The organism is Gracilibacillus halotolerans (genome assembly GCF_014206945.1).
Classification (GTDB): Bacteria; Bacillota; Bacilli; order Bacillales; family Amphibacillaceae; genus Gracilibacillus; species Gracilibacillus halotolerans.
Genome location: NZ_JACHON010000002.1, coordinates 160344 through 180867, shown reverse-complemented (window position 1 = coordinate 180867; position 20524 = coordinate 160344). Strand labels below are relative to the sequence as shown.

Here is a 20524-nt window from a genome sequence, read left to right as displayed (position 1 = left end):
AAAATTAGTGATACTATGTGTATAATCTCATTATAGCGTGATTCTAAGTTTTTCGTCAAAACCTTTGTTTCATCCATAAAACTAGCGAAGGCCGAGGTGCAAAATATGAAAATAGCTATTCTTTCAGATATTCACGGAAATTCAGTGGCGCTCGACGCAGTAATCAAAGATTTACGTGCGAAGAAAGCAGATCGCATCATTGTGCTAGGTGATATTGCCTTTCGCGGACCGGAACCCTCTCGTTCTATAGACTTAGTACGTTTTTTAACGGAGGAAGTCATAAAAGGTAATGCAGATGAATGGGTAGTACGTGGAGTTAGGAATGGTGAAGTACCTCATCAAGCTTTAACGATTATGCAGCAAGAACAGACTTGGACTCAGGAACAGTTGCAAGAGCACCAACTTGAGTATTTAGCTAGCCTCCCAACAGAATTGTATTTTGAAGTAGAAGGAGTCAGGTTTCATGGTTTCCATGCTACTCCGAAAAGTTTATTTCAAAATGTCTTACAGAATGAGGCAGATCACGAAATAGAAGAAAAGCTAATGAAAGATAAAGAGGCTGATATTTATCTTTATGGTCATATACACAAAGCGTATAAGCGGATTATTCATGGTAAAACGGTTGTCAATGTTGGCAGTGTTGGTTTACCTTTTGATGGAATTCCAAAGGCCTCTTATGTATTAATTGATGTTTCAAACGGGCAAGTTGAATTTCACCATATTAGAGTTCCTTATGATTTAGAGAAAGTATGTCAGCAGTACGATGATTACAACTATCCTAATGCGACTAAAATGAAAAACATCATTCAATCAGGTAATAATTAATTTTATAAATGAACTATTATATGCAGAGAATCCATTTGGATGCTCTGCATTTTTATTTATCGCTTTATCTCGTTTATGTTCATCATTATTAAGCATCTAATTTTACCTACGTTATCACCTCTGATTCCCATTTTACTCATGAAATACTTTTCATATAAACTGCAAATTAGTTCTCCTCTAGTCACACCTCCAACATATGCTTTGATCTGTTAAATCATACCTTTTCGTAATTTTATCCCCCTAAAACGTATATCACTAGTTTTCCGAAAATTTATAATAATTCAGAAAACCATCTTGCTTTTTGCGTTATTTTGTTATATGGTTAATTACACAAGTAACTAACCAATTAGGTGGTGAACATTTTGAGCAATTCTTTAAGGGATGATATCCCTTTGTTTCAGCAAATTGCTGAAATGATTGAAACGAGCATTGCTGAAGATAATTTAACAGCAGACGAAAAAGTGCCTTCAACTAATGAACTAGCAAAGTATTATCAAATTAATCCCGCAACGGCAGCGAAAGGTATTAATTTGCTTGTAGACCAAGGAATTATTTATAAAAAGCGAGGCGTTGGAATGTTTGTAACGAAGGAAGCGAAGGACATTATTTTATCAAAAAAGAAAGAAAACTTCTTTAAAGATTTTGTCAAACCAATGCTGGAAGAGGCAGAAAGAATCGATTTTAATAAAAAAACGATCATTCACTGGATAGAGGAGGAATCAGAATGAATATTTCTACGAACAATCTCCGCAAAAACTATTTAAAAGAGGTTGCCTTAGATGACCTAAGCCTTCAATTAGAGGGAAATAAAATCATTGGATTACTTGGTAAAAATGGAGCGGGCAAAACTACATTTATGAGAATGTTGGCTGGGCATTTTCAACAGTCATCTGGAACATTGAAAGTAAATGGACAAAACTCGTTCAATAACTACGAAATAACAAAAGATATTTGTTTTGTAATGGAAAGTGATAATTTCAATGAGAAATTTAGTATAAAAGATGTTCTAGCAATCTCAGCAGAATTCTATCCTAATTGGGATCATGAATATGCAGAGAAACTTATCGAGCTATTCCAATTAAAAAAGAAACAAAAAGTAAAAAATTTATCAAAGGGTATGTATTCTGCTTTAGGCATTATTACAGGTCTTGCAAGCCATGCTCCTCTAACCATTTTCGATGAACCTTATATTGGTCTAGACGCTAGCTATCGTTCTTTATTTTATGATTTACTTCTTGAATCCTACCAACAACAACCTAGAATGATTATCTTATCCACTCATCTCATCGACGAAGTAAGCAAACTCTTTGAAGAAGTCGTTATCCTACAAAAAGGCCGTCTCATGCTTCATGAAACGAGCGATGATATTGCTCGAAAACACCTTGTCTTAACTGGAAGTTCAGAAGAAGTAGATAAAATCATACAGAATAAACAAGTCATCTATGAATCAACGATGTTAGGCCAAAAAGTTGCAGTTCTATTTGACGAGGAGATTACAGACGTTGGTTCGTTAAAAGTAAGTCGTGCGAGCTTACAGGAATTATTTGTTTATTTGACTAAAGAAGAGGTGAAATCCTATGCTTAAACAAGTCCGATTAAATCTTTTTTATCTTTACAAAACCTCGATTAGGTCCATTTTACTTTTCTGGTTCATTTATTTACTTTTCATCGGTGCATTACTAGTCCTTACTACAATAATAGGCGGCGGTATGCAATTTATCGGCGTAAATGTTATCCCAAGTTTTATTTTTACAATTATCTTTTCAATCTTTTTCTTTAAAGATACCTTTCCATTTTTGATTAAATATGGTACGAACCGTCATAGCTATCTTATATCTCTCGTAATTTTTACATTACTATATGCCGTTGGAATGACGATACTATCTCATTTGGTCACAAACATAATTGCGCAGGTTGTAAAGTTATTCCAAATTGAAAATTTTATTTTTTTGGGTATGGATGAGAGTTTTGAAATTCCAGTAACGATAATGGAAGTATTTATTTTTGAGGCCTTACTTTATGCCTTACTATTTTTGCTTTGTAGTTGTATTACGGTGGTTTTTTTCCGCTTTGGCTATTTATTAGGAGCCATCTGTATAGCACCTTTCATCGCTATGTTCTTCTTTCCAGAAGTAGTAGAAAAATTAGTAGGATTAGGAAAATTACTTGCCTTAGGCTATGAAGAGTATCATATCGGAGTCTATTTTATTCTCTATGCAATTTTCTCACTGATCATTTGGCTTTTAATTCGAAATGCTAGTATACTTGATCAGACAAAATAAGATTAAACAGAATCACCCCAATTAGAACGCTAACTGGGGTGATCTTTATCATCAGATTGTCCGCTTCCTTTTCTGATACACAATATAGGTAATAATTCCACCTATTATCAAAATAACACCTACTAATAGATAACTATATATTGATGTTGCTGTTTGTGGCAGTAAATGTTTCGCTTGATCATCAATATCTCCATTTTTATCATTTATCTGCGCATTGTCCCCATTCGTATTCTCTATACTATTATTCTCGTTATTCACTAAGTCTTCCGTTGTATCACGATTGTTATCAACTGAAGTTTCTTCTTTATCAGTTTCTTCATCTTCTTCTGTTTTTTCAGGTGTTGACTCCTCAGGTACAGATTCTTTATCTAATTCTCCTACTTTATATAAATAGAAATCATCCAGAGAACCCCAGGCTCTTGGGTTCGTTTGAATATGAGCACCAATCGTTAACACTCCATCTGTTACCTTGATCTTTTCAATCTCCGTAAAAACCCATTCATCCCAACCTTCAACGGTCGTATCCTTTGTTATATTTCCATCCTCTGTCTCTGCAAATAAGTACATGTTAGAATCTGTTGTATCTCCACCTTGGTTATGCATAGATAAATTATAATACCCAGGCTCTAAATCGGTAATCGTTTGCGTTATCATAAAATCAATAACATCATCCGACCAGTAGCCTACACTGTAGTCCCCGGTACGTGCATCAGATGGGTTATTTTTTATTGAGGCCTGCTCAGAAGTGCCATTTAAATAAATCAACTCCCACATACTAATATCATCTAATTCAAAACTTGGATTCTGAACAAAATTTTCTGCTTGAATTGTAATATGTGCATCTACAGACATTCCATCTTCTAATACACCCGATACAATATAGGTTCCTAAATCAGCATTGATTAAATCTTCTAGAGCTTGTTCATCCCATTCGACGGGTACAGCTTTTTCGGTTCCATCATTAAAAATTGCTGTTACAGATTCAGGTAGGGTAATAGTTTCTCCTTTATTAACTTGAAGTTCAATATCTTGAACATCCTCAATTTGAACCGCTGCTATTGCTCCCGTATCTAAAAAATTAAACATTTTTAACGATGGAAGTGGCATACCGTTAAAATCAAATAAAGCTTGATTATCTACTGCACTCCCTCCATACCATTCGCCTGCATCATTCGGGTCATATTCAGCCGCATAACTAGCTGCCCATCCTGAACCAAATTCTTCCCATAAACGTTGATTATTTTCCAGATCATCACGTGGTCCAACAGGTAACCATGCAGGCTCCCAATAAAACACACCTATACCTGCATCACCTACATTAACTACAGCTTCAAACACGTCACGTATTGCATGTACTTGCCCCTGTACACTTATCGGGTAATCTAACCTTTGACTAGCTGCGTCAGGTGCCGTATTAGCATGTCCATCCCCATCTTCGTCCGTATACGTATAAGATGTTTCTGCTACCATCACCTTTTTATCATACGTATCCGCAACATTTTTCAAGACAGTTGTTAGATTATCCAAACTTCCATGCCAAAATGGATAGTACGAACTTGCAAATACATCGTAATCTACATTGTTATCATCTAATATCTTAGCAATGTTGTCATATCTTCCAGTTGTTTCTGGGTTCGTAAAATGTAATGCGACTAATATATTTGGATCTATTTCCCGTACTGCCTGGCTACCTGCGTTAAATAATTCAGAAATTCTTTCCCAATTATTTTCACCTGCCATTGCATTGTTCGTCTCGTTTCCAACCTGAACCATACCGATGTCAATACCTGCAGAACGAATTTGTTCTAAGCTGTCCTTTGTAAACTCATAAAGTGCATGTCTTTTCTCTTCAAAAGGCATGTTTTCCCAAGCTTTTGGAGCTTGTTGCTTGCCAGGGTCTGCCCAAAAATCAGAGTAATGAAAATTCACTAATAATTTCATATTATTTTCTGTTGCTCGCTTACCAATTTCAATCGCTGTTTCTAAATCGTTATTACCACCACCGTACCCATTCCCTTGACTATCAAAAGGGTCATTCCACACTCGAACTCGAATATAGTTAATCCCCGATTCACTCAATGTTGTAAATATATCTTGTTCTATTCCTTCTTCGTTATAAAAAGTAACTCCACTATTCTCTAACGCAATTATACTAGAAATATCGACTCCTTTAATAAAATCTTCGTCTATTCCTGGCACTCGCTCTACAAAAATGTCTGACTCTACTGGAATTGGAATTTTTTCACCTTGTTTCATTAAGCTAACATTATCTATGTAACCCCATGCCTCTGCAGGTCCGTTCACAATCATTCCCACCTGAAGGGTAGTTTCTTCATGTACTTCGATTTCAAGTTGCAATGTTTCCCAATTTAGCCATCCAGTAGTTTCTATTTCTGGCCCAAGCTTTTCTCCTGCAAATAACTGAACAGAACTTCCTTCTCCACCCATGGAATCTAAAGTTAATACATAATTTCCTGCTGACAAAGTAACCTCTTGTTCCATACGAAATGAACTATCGTCACCTGAATCTGGTTGAAAAAAATAATTAAGAGCTACATTCGATTCAACATCTTCTTGTTGAATCGTAACTGTATCCCAATCAATTTCAGAAAAAATCCAAGTATCTTCCTCCCAAATATCATCGTCAAACGTACCATTTTGCAGCAGATTTTCCCCTGTATCAGCAGAAACAGTGTGTGAAATTAATAATAGGAAAATTGCACTTAAAATAGATAAAGCTGTTACTTTCTTAAACATATTCATCCTCCTTAGTAAATTAAATTAATAAACTTAATATCTCTATTATAAAACGTTTACATTTTACTTAATATATTAAATTTCTCCACTAAACTTTCATAAAACATAACAGCAATAAGAATCGCGAAGGCTGATACACCCCCGACATTCTAAGTTAGGCGTTTTGTCCATTTCCATAGGATTACATGACGTAAGACCTTTTGTGATACTGTTTTTAGCATAAAAAAAGAACGCTAAGAGCTATAGAAGCTCCTAACATTCTTATTTTAAACCTGGGAAACCTTGTTGTTTTAATACATCGTATACGATAATCGCTGCAGTATTAGATAAATTTAATGATCGTACTTTGTCTGTCATATGGATGCGTAGACAACGGTCCTCTTTCCCTATTAATAAGTCTTTTGGTATACCGTTGGTTTCTCTCCCGAATACAAAAAACAAATCTTTCTCTGGATCACTAAAGTCAAAATCAGAATAATATTTTTCGCCAAAGTTTTCGATGTAATAGAATTCAGCTTCTGGATAAGCGCGATATAATTCTTCCATTCCATCGTAATAATGTATACGAACATCATGCCAATAGTCGAGCCCTGCCCGTCTCAACATCTTATCATCTGTAGAAAAACCTAACGGACGAATAAGATGCAGTTCTGCGTTAGTCGCTAAACAAGTACGTGCAATATTACCGGTATTAGCAGGAATTTCTGGCTGGTATAATACGACGTGTATTGCCACTTCACTTTCACCTCTATTTATAATATAACTAAGACATTATATCATATCTTTTACCTCAATCATCATTACCTATCCTAAAAAATATATATTCACAGTTAGGTGTCCAAGCCATTGAATCTTCATATGTCCAATATCGATTACGGCTATTATTTGTATGTGCATTTACTAATGGCATATTTTCACTGTCTTTTCGAACAACAATCGTTGTATGGTCAAACCGCCCATCACCTTGAAAATCATAACAGATAACGTCTCCAGGTAACAAGTCTGTTGGGTTATCTAATCGTTTTCCCTTCAATCCTATCGTGGACTCACTCAAATACCAACGAAATGAATGTGCTACTGACCAACTAAAACTCCAATTGTCACCACTATACCACCAACCTTCAGAACGATTCGGTTGCCCTCTCATAGGTGCACCACCGGCACGTAGACATTGGGAGATATAATTTGTACAATCGTTTACTTCGAAAAAATGATATTCTGGATTTGCATCGTTCCACCATCTATCTGCATATTGAACTGCTTTCCTCCGATCATAGTTAAAACGTCTATTCGTATCAGTATCGATGGGTATTCTCATTTGTTGTCTCTTATTTAAGAAACTTAAATTATCCGATGGTTGATCCTCAACTATATTCCCATTAACAATTTTTGCTTCTCGCCAATCTAATTGCTCTTCTTCATATACATCTCCATTGTCCTCAATATAATGTGTCGTTCTCATTTGATAGATCAGTGTATCACTGATTCGTTTATAATTTGTAAAATTGTAAATTGTTTTTGCGATTTTTTTATTCATAGCTTGGTAAAATGTTTGTTTCTCTTTCGCACTATCCTTCCATAAATCTTGGTTTTCTTCCCAATACTGACGTAGAGCTTCCCACTCTTTCATGCTGTCGCCTCCTCTACTTTTAATCATATTGGAGTTTGATTTGCTATATGCTTTTTTCATACTATAAGAAAGGAAAATAACTACGGTGATGTAAATCGACAAAGTAGAAATTGTAAGTTTTCAAGGATAAGTGGAACCCTAAGATTACAAATATTGCAGCTAGATGATAAATATTACATTTAAAGGAACATAGTTTAATTGTTTCTACTAAGGGTTATATGACAAGTAGTCAATTTCAAAGGAGGAGTTTTTATAATGAAGACAAAAAAGTTATTGACGCTATTAGGAGCATCTGCATTAACTGTCACTTTACTTTCTGCCTGTGGAGATGATCCGGTAGAAGAAGAACCTCCGGTAGATAATACACCTACTCAAGACGAAGAAACACCACCTCCAGCTGTGAATGAGCCACCAGCTACAGAGGATGGTATGCAAGAAGATCCAGAAATGGCACCTGAATAAAAATATAGAGAGAGTAGGATGGGGTCTGCCATTCTACTCTCTTCTCATATGATTAATTTCCTTCTCTAAATTTAATAAATATGTTTTTTTATCCAAACCGCCACCATAACCTACTAACTGCTTATTTTTACCAATTACTCGATGACAAGGAATAATTATTGAAATTGGGTTCTTGTTCATAGCTCCACCAATCGCGCGAACTGCTTTAGGCGAGTCAATCGCGATTGCTAAATCTTGATACGATCGTGTTTCCCCATATTTTGCAAACTCCGCTAACTTATTCCACACCTTCAATTGAAAAGGTGTCCCATGTAATTCATAATCGATAGTAAATGTATGACTATTTCCCAGGAAATAGTTCTGTAGTTGTGTTTTTATTAGTTCAAAAGGATTATCATCAAAGTCGAATTTTTGCGGTAATTTGTGTTTCCTACACCAATGTGTAATGATTTCTTTATTCTCTTGCCAAGTACCAAACTTTATTAAGATAAGTTTTTCTCCTTTTGCAACCATCGTAAGTTTGCCAATTGGAGAGTCTGTTTCGCATACAGTAAGTTGCTTCATCCTTCTTGCTCCTTTTCTAGCTTTTGAAATGATAACCCCTTTTTCATTTCTTCAATAACTTCTTTATCACTTTCCTCCTGTAGGGCAGTAGAAATGGCATGAAAACCCTCATCTGTACCTATCTTCCCTATTGCCCAAGCAGCAGTTCCCCTTATTACAGGACGTGGATCTGTTGTCATAAGCTCAATCAACAAGCCTACAGAGGATTCTTCTTTATAATGTGCTAAGCCAATTATTGCATTTCTCTGAATTGGCATTTTTCCGCGCCAAGAACCAGCCATCATCCCGAAACGCTCTTTAAATTGCCGATTCGATACTTGTAATAGATCCGTTAATTTTGGCGTGACTAATTCTGGATCTGGCTCGAATTCCTCATTATGATGGAAATCGACCCCTTTATTATAAGGACAAACAACTTGGCATGTTTCAAATCCATATACGTAGTTGCCTAACTTATCTCTATATTCATCATCTAAAAAACCTTTTGTTTGTGTTTGAAAAGCTAAACATTGTTGTGCATTCAAACGTCCCGGTTCCACAAGAGCTCCAGTAGGGCATGCATCGAGACATTTGGTGCAATCGCCACACGTTACGTTTAGTGGTTGACTTGGTGTAAATGGGATATTTGTTATCATTTCACCTAAATAAATATAAGAGCCTAACTCTGGGTGGATAATCATTGTATTTTTCCCACTGAAGCCAATCCCAGCTCGCTCGGCAACGGCACGATCAGATAGCTCCCCAGTATCGACCATTATTTTATATTGAAAGGAAGGGATTTTCTCACTTAAAAAATCAGCTAGCTTTTCTAGTCTATCACGCAAAACTATATGATAGTCTATTCCCCAAGAAGCACGAGCGAACATCCCTCTTCTTTCACCTTTTTTATTCGGTAATTTATTTTTCATTCTCGTTGGATAACTAAGTGCTATTGCTATAATAGATTTTGCTTCTGACATTAGAAGAGAAGGGGTTGTTCGTTCCTCTATAGTTCCTTTCTCAAAGCCTGAAGCATAACCTAATTCCTGTTGCTCTTTTAGGCGAGTCTTTAAATCTTGAAAAGGTTCGACACTCGCAAATCCTACTTCATCAATACCAATTGTTTTACTATATTCAATTAATTCATTTCTTAATGCTTCATACATATTTACTGTCCTCCGCTTTCACGAATAGGTAGTACACTTATATAGTAACATATCTGTATAATCCTCAACGAACGGAGGAGCTAAAAATTATTATTACATACGGCTTTTATACAAAAGAAAAAACGTAATGCTTCATTTAAAACAAAGCACTACGTTCACACCTATGTATGGAGCGGGTGAAGGGAATCGAACCCTCGACAACAGCTTGGAAGGCTGTGGTTTTACCACTAAACTACACCCGCATTATAATAGTATAATAAATTTCAATACCAACACGCTTTTAATTTAAGCTTATGGTCCCTGTCCCTGCATCTTCTAGCATCGCTTCATTAAACACTGTTTCGGGACATTTCGATTAGATTATACATATTTCTTTGATTCAAACGATGTTTAATATTATAGCAATTTATTTTTATGTTTGCAACCAACACCTAGTAGAAAAAATGATAAATTGAAGATTACTAGAAGGATGCCAAACACCTTTTCATCTCTAAATCGTAAGAGGTCGGAGCAGTGTCACTTAAAAAAATATGTTTAAGCTATTTACAACTAGGGGATTTTACATATAACAAAACACAAGAGGAGTGAAGCGTAATGCTTTGGACCATTATTGGAATTTTACTATTAATCTGGCTATTAGGTTTCATATTTGATGTAGCTGGCGGACTAGTTCATATTTTACTAGTTATTGCCTTGATTGTCTTTATTGTAAATATGATTCGAAAATAAAAACGGGTATTTTACCCGTTTTTTTATACTAATAATAAACTTACAGCCATAACCGCCATCCCAATAATTAAACCATAAATGGATGTATGTGCCTCATCATATTTTTTTGCAGCTGGGAGAAGTTCGTCAATGGAAATAAACACCATGATTCCAGCTACAGAAGCAAAAACAATTCCAAAAACAATATCATTTAAAAACGGCATCAAAAATAAAAATGCTACTAATGCGCCAACAGGCTCTGCTAATCCAGATAAAAACGATAGTCGAAATGCTTTTTTCTTGTCACCTGTTGCGAAATAAATTGGAACGGATACAGCAATCCCTTCCGGAATATTATGAATGGCAATAGCGATTGTAATAGCTATACCCAAAACTGGATCCTGTAAAGCAGCAGTAAAGGTTGCAATCCCTTCAGGAAAGTTATGAATAGCAATAGCCAATGCAGTGAACGTACCCATTTTGATAAGTTCTCCATCCCCTTGAGGATTCGGTCGATGCATATCCTCTACTTTTTTTATATTATGGGGATTCCCATGGGAAGGAATAAATTTATCAATTAATGCAATAAGTAACATTCCTCCAAAAAAGCCAACAACAGTTGCCCAAGCACCCTTATTTTCGCCAAGTCCAGCTGTTAAGGCATCGTTTGCTTTTACTAAAATTTCTACAAAGGAAACATATATCATAACACCTGCGGAGAAACCTAAAGCCCACGATAGGAACTTTGTATTGGTACTCGAAGTGAAAAAAGCTAGTAGACTTCCTACTCCTGTTGCTAACCCTGCAATTAAGGTCAAACCGAACGCAAGCAATATTAATTCGGTCGATACTTCCATGACTTCCTCTCACCTCCTAGGCTTTCTTTTCAATTTTATGCATGAGTAAATAAAAAGGTTCATTTGCGAAAGATTTTACTCCTAACTTTTGGGCACGTCAAATATTATTGAGCATATCTATGAAAATTTAGTATACTAAACAAATAGTAAAATGGTGGCTAACTTTTATAATGAGATCTTAGAAGAAAACTAAGCAAATAAAAATCATCCCCCTGTTTCATCAGGAGGATGATGGTGCAGAGTTTCTTTTTTCATACGAGTACCAATCTGCTATTTTATCTACATCTGATTCTCTGAGCTCTTTAATGGCAATATGACGTCCTTGATACCTGTTTAGTATGGCTGTATCTAAGCTGGCAAGCTTTTGTTTTCGATGAATGATATGCTGCTTCTTTTTCAAAGATTGTAGTCTCTTATGAAGTACAAATACAGTATCTTTATTCATCATCCTCGATTGCACAGTTAGTTGGTTATTGGATATTGCATATCCCGCCGTTTTAAATTGAGCCCATCCAAAGATTAAAGAGATACCCGTTATAATTAATGGTATAAATACTATGTTAGGTGACGTAAATGCCATAACAATTGATGCTAAGATAGGGATTATAGCTAATCGTAATAGATAGTAAGGCAATGCTTTCTTAGGTAATCGTGTTAGCTTTTCACTTGTCAGCTCATATTCAGGTAATAATTCGTTTAAGAAAGTAGAGACATCTTTCTTTCTTATTAATGGAAAAATCACTGTATGTAACTCTACATTGTTACCACTAGTTACCTCACCACTTGCAATATCGACATACACCGTTGCAAAGCCAAGTGGTTGACGAACAATATTCTCCTGTATACCAACTGCTTGGATGCGGCTTAGAGGGATGGTAGACTGTTTCTTTTCTAACAATCCTCTCGTAATGAACAGTTCTTTTTCATAACGAGTAATCGTGAAATCCCAATTCTGAATAACCGTATAGAGAATCCCAATTGCCCATAATAAGATAAGTGCGATAACTACTAAAACAATAAGAACTTGTACTGCCTGTGAGACTACCCAGGTAGTAGCTGTGTCATAAAATTGCTCTGGAATGAACGATTCCACCTGTGAGAAGAAAAGCGCGAATAAACCTAATACTACACCGAACCCACCTGATGTAGAACCTACGATAAATAGTTTCTGTAAACTTATTTTCTTCGAAGGATAATCTTTTTCTTCTATTATTTCTTCTGTTTCTTCTACACCTTCATCTGTTTCTATTTCTTTTGTTTGCTGCGTATATTTTAACTGGTCATGAATTATTTTACCTTCTTCCATCGTAACAGCATGTAAGGCAGCATCAATTTTTTGGTCATTTCCAGCAGTTTCAATCTGGACTTTTGTTAATCCCAGAATACGGTGGACAATATTTTGTGAAAGATCAATCGATTGTATTCTATGTTTCGATATGGTTCGTTTCTTACGCACAATTAGCCCTTGTTCTATCCGAATTTGATCCTCTTCAAGTGTATATGTATACCGTAACCAAGTTAGGATACTGCTCACGATAATTAATAGTACAAGCACGCCTATCCCTAATAAGACATATTTCCAAATATCTGTATTAATTGCAATAATAAATAAAGGTATTAAACCAAAAATGACTTGTCGTACCGTATTAATAACAGAAATAATCATCGCTGCAGGATGAAGACGTTTTGGCTCATACATCATCTTGTTCCACCCTCGCTAATTCTGATATCTGATCTCGTAAATCAGCTGCTTGTTCTTCACTTAATGCTGGTATCTCATGTGTCGTTGCAGCCGTCGAAATTTCTAAATTCGACAAACCATATCTCTTTAAAATTGGCCCTTGCTTCGTATCAACGTGTTGTACTCGTATCATTGGTATAACTGTACGAGTAACGATAATAATTCCATGTTGAATATAAATCTCTTGTTCATAAATTTGATAACGCCAACGTCTCCAACGCAATTTTGGGACAACATAGGCGGTAATTACCCACTCAATGATAGTAAAACCAGCTAATGTCCATCCCACCCAACCAGGTATAAAATCTAAAAAGTGACTGGCAACAAATACACCAATCGTTACTATTGCGGCAATCGCACTGATTAAATGAGCGGATAAACGCCAAGCATTTACTGCCTCTACCGCTATTCTTTCTGTTGGCTCTGTTCTCATAATACCCCCTCCAATCTACTTCATTAATTAATACGTACTGAACGTGCAATTGGTTTCAAATGTAAATCTTTTAATTCATAAATAGTTGAACATATCTTATCTAATAAAATACGATCATGACTAATTACTAGTATACCAATATTATTTGTCGTCGTTATTTTTAAAAGATTTTGCCATACCTCTTTTTGCGAGATAGCATCCAACATCGTAGTTATTTCATCGGCGACAATAAAGCTAGGCTTAGCTAGTAAACACCTTACAATACAGACCCTTTGAAGTTGCCCACTTGATAACTGATTAGGAAAACGTTGCAGCCACACCTTATCTATGTTAAATAGACGTAATAAGTAGGAATCAATCCTTCCTGCTTCCTCTAATATTCGTTTGATTCGCCATTTAGGATTAACAGATTGCTCTGGATGCTGAAATAAAAATTGAACAGGATAAGGCTTATCTTTTTCCCAATCTATTTGTATGTTACCATAGTCTGGACGGATATAGTCAGCTACAATTTTTCCGAACGTTGTTTTACCTACACCACTTTCTCCTATTAATCCTATTATTTCTCCTCGCTTCATTTCAAAAGATACATTTTCTAAAAGACTTTGTTTTTTATAAGCGTAATTTACATTATGAACGTGTAGCATGGAACCACTCCTGTGTATTCAAATTCCGAGGAAGAGAATTCCATAATTCAAGTGTATACGGGTGGAGGTTATTTCTATCCAGCGCGTCTTTCTGGAGCCAACTAGATGGGAATATATCTACCATTTTACCATCCTTCATTACAGCGATTTTAGTTGCTACGTCTGATGCTAGGTCTAAATCATGTGTAATAAGAAGGACTGCTTTTCCACTATCTTTCTTTGCTAGTAGTAGTTTCCTAAAGTCCTCTGTTGCTTGCTCTCCGATACCTGGTGTTGGTTCATCCGCTACGATTAAATCCGCTTCGCTTACCAAAGCCATGAGAATAAGTATTCTTCTAGCTTGACCACCAGATAATTCAAAAGGATATTTCGTTAGAATGCTTTTTGTTAAACCTAACCGTTTCAAACCTTCTATTATTTCTTTTTTTCCAGTATGAGTCGGTGTTAATTGTTTCAATTGCTTACCTATTTTTAAAAACGGATCGAGGGCATCCACAGACTGTGGTATATAAGCCATCGATTTCCCTCGGTAATTTTGAACATTTTTATTATGAACTAGATTTCCCTTAAGACGAATATCTCCTTCCCACGATAAATTAGTAGGTAAAATATGAAACAACGCTTGAGCTACTAAACTTTTCCCGGATCCGCTAGCACCAACTAATGCGAGTACTTCTCCACTTTTTATTGTAAACGATAAAGGGTGGACCAACCGAAGATTAGAGGATGAATGGTGGATAGTCAGGGTATTCACTTCTAGTATTCTATTCATAAGACCTATCCCTTTCTATATATGCTCTTAATTGATGTGTGAAATAGTGAAACAATAGAATTACTCCTAAAAGCGTGAGACCTGGAAAAAACGCAAGCCACCAATAGCCTGAAGTTAAATATTGCATCGATTCTGCTAGAATAACACCGATAGCATCTCTATCGGTAGAAAGACCAAATCCTAGGAACGAAACAGCAGCCTCATGCATAATTGAGTGCGGAAACACAATCATAAAACTTACCATAATTTGTGGCATAAGGTGTGGAATATAATGATGTCTCACAATCCAATTTGATGATCTTCCTAATTTTGATGATAGGTGTATAAACGGCATTTTACTTAGTTGTTTGATTTCTGAACGGATAACCCTTGTGATAACAGGCCAATGGGTAAGAATTAAACCAATAAGGATCCCTTTTTCGCCTCCCCCTAACAGAAATGAAACGAACAATAATGTTAGAATGTGCGGGATACTTAAAGTAAAGTCAATACACCATGTAACAATTCGATCCATTATCGGATGGGTAGACGCAATAACAGCAAAAATTAAACCGATTAAACTTGCTCCAATTGCCGTGATGAAACCTATCACCATGCTTAGCTGAAGACCTGATAGTGTCCTAAGCAACATGTCTCTACCAATCCAATCGGTACCAAATAAGTGTTGTAAGCTTGGTGCACTATTTCTGTTTTCGGGTACTAAATCGATTGGAATTAGTTGAGATAATCTCGCTATAAGAAAAATAAGAATAAGTAATAGAAGAGGGTATATGATTCGTTTCATTATTGAATTCCCTCTCTTCTAGTACGCGGGTCAATCCACTTGTGAAGCAAATCTGCTAAAAAGTTTCCTACAAAAACAAAACAAGCACTAAATATTACTGTACCTAGCAATAATGCAACATCTCCACGTAGTCCTGCATTCACAATAATTTCACCTATTCCCGGGTAGCTGAAAACTTGTTCAATCAGAATGGTTCCACCAAATAATTCACTAAAACTAGCGAAATGTACCGAGATAACAGGAAAAGAAATATGGCGTAAACCGTGTCGGTAAACTAAACTCCATCCTCTTGTACCATTTGCTTGTGCTTGAATAAAAAACAACTGACGACGAGTTTCTAATAATTTTTCTCTTGTATGTAAGCACACATTAGCAATACCTAATAAACTTAACGTAAGTGCAGGTAATATCATGTGATAAATACGATCTGTTATTGAAATTTCATCCGATGTCATCCCTATCGGAGCTTCAAATCCAATCGGAAACCACCCCATATAAACAGAAAAAAAGAGTAAGATAATCATACCAAGCCAAAAACCAGGTGTTGCTAACAGAATATAACAATACGTTCTTATCCATTTATCTAACCATTTATTTTCATTCATAGCAGCTATCGAACCAAGTACTACACCGAGCAAACCCGATAATAGCCATGCAACAAGCATAAGAAGAAAAGAGGCAAGAAATCGCTCACTGATTACCTCGATGACCGGCTGCCGATAGATCGAAGACTCTCCAAAGTTACCTCGTAAAACGTCATAAAACCATTGTCGAAATTGCTCGAAAAAAGGCACCTCAGATCCCCAATACGCTTGAATATCTTTTAACTGCTCTGGACTGATTTGCATCCTTCCCGCTCCTAAATAAGCTTGTACGGGATCAATAGGAGAAAGTTTCACTAAAGAAAAAGAGGCAAAGGAAACTGCTAGGAGCAAAAGAAATAACTGCAATAGCTTTATAAGTAGCCAACGAATAAATGGCATCGTTATTCCTCCCACGTCCACTCCATAATAAAGTCTGTTATTGGCCAACCATGACCATGAGGTTGGATTTTTTGTTCTCCTATTTGTAACGGTTCTTTCACATAATAAATATGATTGACATTTACTAACCATACCCAAGGAGCGTCTGCTTTCCCACTAAAACCAGTTGTACCATCCCATTGAGCAAGCTTCCAGTATTCATATGCATCTTCTAAGTTGGTAGATTGGATAGCTTTTTCCATATATTCATCCACTTTTTCATTTTGGTAATAGTTTGCATTATAATAATCCATTCCTGCCATGCCAGAATGGTATAAGTTAAATAATTCAATTGGGTTATGACTTCCCCATCCCATTAAAACAGCTTCTTTATGCATTACTTCTTCGATGTCATTCCAGCTAGCCCCTTTTGGCACGATTTCTAACCCGATTTCCTTCAATTGTTGTGCAACTAGTAAAGCAAGAGATTGGCGTAATTGGTCACCCGCCGGATAATAAAGCATCATACTGGCTCGTAGGGATTCTTTTTGAAAAATACCATCATCCCCCTTACTCCAACCATTGGAAAGAAGTAGCTCTTCTGCTGCCACCTTATCATTATCATTCATTATATTTTCTTCATGAAACCAAGGTAACCGATCCGCACTAGAATAAGCGGGTGTTCCTTCACCGTTCATAACCGTGTCGACTAACTCCTGTCGGTGTACAGCCAGATTCATTGCCTTCCTAATCTCCTCATTTGACGTAACCTCGTGTCCAATTTGTACACCGTCACTATTAATAGTTGGAGATACAAAAGGTAGCATAATACCACGATTGTCTACGCTAGCTAGCGAAAGACGCTCCATGCCTGCTATATCCTCTTTTGGATAAGTCGCTGGGACAGAGAGTACATCTATCACTCCTGTTTTAGCTGCAGCTAATGCTTGATCTGGTTCCATAAATAAAAAAGTCAACCGTTCAAATAGAGGAGCCTTCCCATAATAATGCGGGTTTACTTCGACTATAAGCTGTTCATTCTTCCTCCATTCAATCAGTTGATATGGGCCTGAGCCTATTGGGTTGGATGCGTATTCGTCTGAGTATGCATGCTTAGGAACAATACCAAGCGTTTGTAGTAAAGTAATAAACGTTGATTGAGGTTCCTTTAGATAAAAAACAACTTCATAATCATTGGTTTTCTCTATTTTTTCAACATTGGATACATCAACTATCGATTGCTTTGTTTTCGCTAAATCAAACGTAAACACAACATCTTCTGCCGTTAAGGCTTCACCATTCGAAAAATAGGCGTCCTGTCTTAATGTAACTGTCCATATCCGACCATCTTCAGAGATCGTATACTCTGTTGCTAAATCGTATTGGATTTGTAAATTCTCATCTAATCGGAGAAGTGTACTTTGAAAAAGGGGTGATCCGTAGCTTCCCCACCCTGTGGTAGGGTCGAAGCCTTGCTCTGGTTCGGAACCAATCGCTAAAACTAAATGATCTGGTTGTCCATTAGTGGTCATCTCTTCTCCCTTTGCGTTACATCCTAACAGCAGAACAGAAAGAATGAGAAGAATAAAATAATATCGCTTCATATCTCGTACTCCTAGCAAGTATTCATCTAGATTGTTTATTAATTTTCTATTTTATTAGCTACACGGTGTATTAACGCTGCATTGTAAGCTCCACCAAATCCGTTGTCGATGTTAACGACACTAATTCCTGATGCACAAGAATTAAGCATTGTGAGTAATGCAGACAGCCCTTGAAAATTTGCGCCATAACCAACACTCGTCGGAACAGCGATAACTGGATGTGAAACAAGACCACCAACTACACTTGGTAATGCTCCTTCCATCCCAGCAACAACAATAGAGACTGTTGCTTGTTGTATCTCTTCTATGTAATTAAAAAGACGATGAATACCAGCAACACCAACATCGTAAAAACGTCGAACCTCGATACCAAAAGCTTCTAAAGTTTTTGCTGCTTCCTCTGTTACTGGTAAATCAGACGTACCTGCACAAATAACTGCTATATAACCTGCTAAAATCGTTGGCTTTTCTTCATTACGTAAAATCATCGTACGACTTGTTGGATCATATTCAAATTCAGGGAGTGAAGTTTTTACTATTTCTGCTTTTTCCTGTTCGATTCTCGTAGCTAGAATATTCACTTTTTTGGCCAACATAGAGTGTGCGATTTCGATAATTTGCTGCGCTGTTTTTCCCTCACCAAAAATAACTTCAGGAAATCCTTGTCGTTTCGGTCGGTGATGATCGACTTTCGCAAAACCTAAGTTTTCGAAGGTAGCCAATTCTTTTTTTGCTTCCTCGAGAGACATATTTCCTTCTGCTACTTGTTTTAAAATGTTATCGAGCATATGACCACATCCACTTATTGTATGTTATGAATCGATGCTATTATATCACTATTCTCTACCGGGATGTTAACTTAGAAATATTTAGAGATTTCTTTTGCTAGCTGATCGTATTTATTAAAAATTGTCATGTACTGTTGATGATTTTCTTTATTTGGCTGTATCCATTTCTCGATTGGGATGTGTTGTTTTATTGCTGTAAAGCTCGGCTCTTCCTGTATAGCTACGAGAGCTGTCCATGCTGCACCCCATGCAGCTGCATGATGTGTTTCTGCGAGCTGAATCTCTTGGCCAAATACATCAGCCATTATTTGCACCCATAACGGAGATTTGGACAGTCCGCCATTCACAGAAATTGTCTTCGGCTTCCCAGCAATATCTTCTAGTGACTTTCCGATTTTATACAAATTAAAAACAATCCCCTCTAATACAGATCGCACTAAATGCTCTCGTTGATGGGTAATAGATAATCCAAAGAAGTTTCCACGTGCCTGTTGATTCCAAACAGGCGCTCTCTCTCCATTAATATAAGGGATAAATAGTAAGCCTTCAGAACCAAGCTTAATCCTATCTGCACCTGCTAAAAATTCCTCGTGTGATCCTTGAAATTCCATCACATCTTTTAACCATTGAAGAGCAATTCCACCATTATTCGTTGGACCACCTATAATGGAAGATTGATCTGTAAAAGCATAGCTAAAGGTTTCACCATTTTCGTTCACATGTTGCCCTTCAATCATTTGACGAATTGCTCCACTTGTTCCAACCGTTACTGCTACTTCACCCGCTTCAATTGCACCATTACCTAAATTCGCTAGCTGGCCATCAGCTGCGCCTATAACGAGCTTTGTTTCATTCGGCCATTTTAATTGTTGTTGTACCGAGTCTTTTATTGTATCTAAGATATACGTTGGTGGAACGATCCGAGGTAGCTGTTCTTCCTTTACTCCCGCTACTTCAAGTGCGTCTTTGTCCCAATGAAGCCCATGAATATTCATCAATCCGCTTGCGGAAGCCATCGAATAATCGGTAACTAGCTCACCTGTCCATTGATAGAGAAGATAGTCTTTCATAGATAGATAGAAACATGCTTCTGTATAAGGTGAATATTGATTATCCATCATCCACTTTAATTTCCAAATTGGTGCCATTGGATGGATAGGAGTGCCTGTCCTACTATAAATATGTTGCTTTTCGTCTTCAGATAGATTCTTAACTAAATCGCTACTTCTACCGTCCGACCATATAAGCATAGGCGAGAGAGGTTCACCTTTTTTATTTACACATATAAGGGAGTGCATTGCACACGATATTCCAATTGCTAATACTCGTTCGTTCGTTGTCTGTGCAAGCACCTTCTGCAATACTAATCTTGACTTCATTTCTACTTCCTCTGGATCTTGTTCAACATAAGATGCTTCAGGATAGAATGTATTAATTAGTTGCTCTGCTTCATAGATTACTTTCCCATTTCTAGCAAATGCCACTGCTTTTACACTAGTAGTTCCAAGGTCCAGGCCAATTACTAACTCTCTCATCTTCCAACTCCCTTTCCATCCTCGTTCG

Annotated in this window: 21 protein-coding genes and 1 tRNA gene; 6 read left to right on the top strand and 16 right to left on the bottom strand. The window is 36.7% G+C overall.

The annotated features are described in order from the left end of the window. Positions 1–105 precede the first annotated feature (105 nt). From GGQ92_RS04745 to GGQ92_RS04730, 4 genes are all read left to right on the top strand, one after another. Positions 106–825, top strand: a complete 720-nt coding sequence (locus tag GGQ92_RS04745; protein WP_184245132.1) for a metallophosphoesterase family protein — start codon at positions 106–108, stop codon at positions 823–825. Positions 826–1178: 353 nt separating this feature from the next. Continuing rightward, positions 1179–1553: a GntR family transcriptional regulator gene (locus GGQ92_RS04740; RefSeq protein ID WP_343068767.1), complete on the top strand. Its 375-nt coding sequence runs from the start codon at positions 1179–1181 to the stop codon at positions 1551–1553. Next, positions 1550–2410 (top strand): ABC transporter ATP-binding protein, encoded by an 861-nt coding sequence (locus GGQ92_RS04735; RefSeq protein WP_184245130.1) that lies wholly within the window; start codon positions 1550–1552, stop codon positions 2408–2410. The genes GGQ92_RS04740 and GGQ92_RS04735 overlap by 4 nt, the downstream gene beginning before the upstream one ends. After that, the gene (locus GGQ92_RS04730) at positions 2403–3107 is read left to right on the top strand and encodes a hypothetical protein (protein ID WP_184245128.1); all 705 of its coding nucleotides are present in this window, start codon (positions 2403–2405) and stop codon (positions 3105–3107) included. Before GGQ92_RS04735 ends, GGQ92_RS04730 begins: the two co-directional genes overlap by 8 nt. A 51-nt stretch (positions 3108–3158) precedes the next feature. On the opposite strand, the gene GGQ92_RS16510 is transcribed toward GGQ92_RS04730, so the two are convergent. The 3 genes from GGQ92_RS16510 to GGQ92_RS04715 form a co-directional block, all read right to left on the bottom strand. Continuing rightward, positions 3159–5864: a glycosyl hydrolase 53 family protein gene (locus GGQ92_RS16510; protein WP_184245126.1), complete on the bottom strand. Its 2706-nt coding sequence runs from the start codon at positions 5862–5864 to the stop codon at positions 3159–3161. Positions 5865–6125: 261 nt separating this feature from the next. Then, complete coding sequence (gene trmL / locus GGQ92_RS04720) at positions 6126–6599, bottom strand: tRNA (uridine(34)/cytosine(34)/5-carboxymethylaminomethyluridine(34)-2'-O)-methyltransferase TrmL (protein WP_184245124.1); 474 nt, start codon at positions 6597–6599, stop codon at positions 6126–6128. 55 nt (positions 6600–6654) lie between these two features. Continuing rightward, the gene (locus tag GGQ92_RS04715; protein WP_184245122.1) at positions 6655–7494 is read right to left on the bottom strand and encodes an amidase domain-containing protein; all 840 of its coding nucleotides are present in this window, start codon (positions 7492–7494) and stop codon (positions 6655–6657) included. A gap of 255 nt (positions 7495–7749) precedes the next feature. Between GGQ92_RS04715 and GGQ92_RS04710 the strand changes: the two genes are divergently transcribed. Further along, on the top strand, positions 7750–7956 hold the full coding sequence (locus tag GGQ92_RS04710; protein ID WP_184245120.1) for a hypothetical protein: 207 nt from the start codon (positions 7750–7752) through the stop codon (positions 7954–7956). A 33-nt stretch (positions 7957–7989) separates the two neighbouring features. Here the strand turns inward: GGQ92_RS04710 and GGQ92_RS04705 are convergent, their stop codons facing one another. The 3 genes from GGQ92_RS04705 to GGQ92_RS04695 all read right to left on the bottom strand — a co-directional run bounded on the left by GGQ92_RS04705 (position 7990) and on the right by GGQ92_RS04695 (position 9907). After that, the gene (locus GGQ92_RS04705; RefSeq protein ID WP_184245118.1) at positions 7990–8520 is read right to left on the bottom strand and encodes a methylated-DNA--[protein]-cysteine S-methyltransferase; all 531 of its coding nucleotides are present in this window, start codon (positions 8518–8520) and stop codon (positions 7990–7992) included. Then, positions 8517–9665: a tRNA epoxyqueuosine(34) reductase QueG gene (gene queG, locus GGQ92_RS04700; protein ID WP_184245116.1), complete on the bottom strand. Its 1149-nt coding sequence runs from the start codon at positions 9663–9665 to the stop codon at positions 8517–8519. Before queG ends, GGQ92_RS04705 begins: the two co-directional genes overlap by 4 nt. 168 nt (positions 9666–9833) lie before the next feature. Beyond that, positions 9834–9907, bottom strand: a tRNA-Gly gene (locus tag GGQ92_RS04695). A 352-nt stretch (positions 9908–10259) separates the two neighbouring features. On the opposite strand from GGQ92_RS04695, the gene GGQ92_RS04690 reads away from it, so the two are divergent. Continuing rightward, positions 10260–10394: a lmo0937 family membrane protein gene (locus GGQ92_RS04690; RefSeq protein WP_184245114.1), complete on the top strand. Its 135-nt coding sequence runs from the start codon at positions 10260–10262 to the stop codon at positions 10392–10394. Between the two features lie 23 nt (positions 10395–10417). Here GGQ92_RS04690 and zupT read toward each other — a convergent pair whose 3' ends face one another. The 10 genes from zupT to GGQ92_RS04640 all read right to left on the bottom strand — a co-directional run bounded on the left by zupT (position 10418) and on the right by GGQ92_RS04640 (position 20496). After that, positions 10418–11230: a zinc transporter ZupT gene (zupT, locus tag GGQ92_RS04685; protein WP_184245112.1), complete on the bottom strand. Its 813-nt coding sequence runs from the start codon at positions 11228–11230 to the stop codon at positions 10418–10420. Between the two features lie 220 nt (positions 11231–11450). After that, a complete protein-coding gene (locus GGQ92_RS04680) occupies positions 11451–12929 on the bottom strand; it encodes a PH domain-containing protein (protein ID WP_246384047.1) in 1479 nt (492 codons plus the stop codon). Beyond that, the gene (locus tag GGQ92_RS04675) at positions 12922–13404 is read right to left on the bottom strand and encodes a PH domain-containing protein (RefSeq protein ID WP_184245108.1); all 483 of its coding nucleotides are present in this window, start codon (positions 13402–13404) and stop codon (positions 12922–12924) included. The genes GGQ92_RS04680 and GGQ92_RS04675 overlap by 8 nt, the downstream gene beginning before the upstream one ends. Positions 13405–13427: 23 nt before the next feature. After that, on the bottom strand, positions 13428–14051 hold the full coding sequence (locus GGQ92_RS04670; RefSeq protein WP_184245106.1) for an ABC transporter ATP-binding protein: 624 nt from the start codon (positions 14049–14051) through the stop codon (positions 13428–13430). Continuing rightward, positions 14035–14823 (bottom strand): ATP-binding cassette domain-containing protein, encoded by a 789-nt coding sequence (locus GGQ92_RS04665; RefSeq protein WP_184245104.1) that lies wholly within the window; start codon positions 14821–14823, stop codon positions 14035–14037. The genes GGQ92_RS04670 and GGQ92_RS04665 overlap by 17 nt, the downstream gene beginning before the upstream one ends. Then, a complete protein-coding gene (locus tag GGQ92_RS04660) occupies positions 14816–15607 on the bottom strand; it encodes an ABC transporter permease (protein ID WP_221437234.1) in 792 nt (263 codons plus the stop codon). The genes GGQ92_RS04665 and GGQ92_RS04660 overlap by 8 nt, the downstream gene beginning before the upstream one ends. Beyond that, positions 15607–16590: an ABC transporter permease gene (locus GGQ92_RS04655; RefSeq protein WP_184245102.1), complete on the bottom strand. Its 984-nt coding sequence runs from the start codon at positions 16588–16590 to the stop codon at positions 15607–15609. The genes GGQ92_RS04660 and GGQ92_RS04655 overlap by 1 nt, the downstream gene beginning before the upstream one ends. 2 nt (positions 16591–16592) lie before the next feature. Next, complete coding sequence (locus tag GGQ92_RS04650; RefSeq protein ID WP_184245100.1) at positions 16593–18173, bottom strand: ABC transporter substrate-binding protein; 1581 nt, start codon at positions 18171–18173, stop codon at positions 16593–16595. 38 nt (positions 18174–18211) lie between these two features. Further along, positions 18212–18961 carry a nickel pincer cofactor biosynthesis protein LarB gene (gene larB / locus GGQ92_RS04645; protein ID WP_184245098.1) on the bottom strand — a complete coding sequence of 250 codons (750 nt, stop codon included), beginning with the start codon at positions 18959–18961 and terminating at the stop codon, positions 18212–18214. 71 nt (positions 18962–19032) lie between these two features. Continuing rightward, positions 19033–20496: a gluconokinase gene (locus GGQ92_RS04640; RefSeq protein WP_184245096.1), complete on the bottom strand. Its 1464-nt coding sequence runs from the start codon at positions 20494–20496 to the stop codon at positions 19033–19035. Positions 20497–20524: the final 28 nt, after the last annotated feature.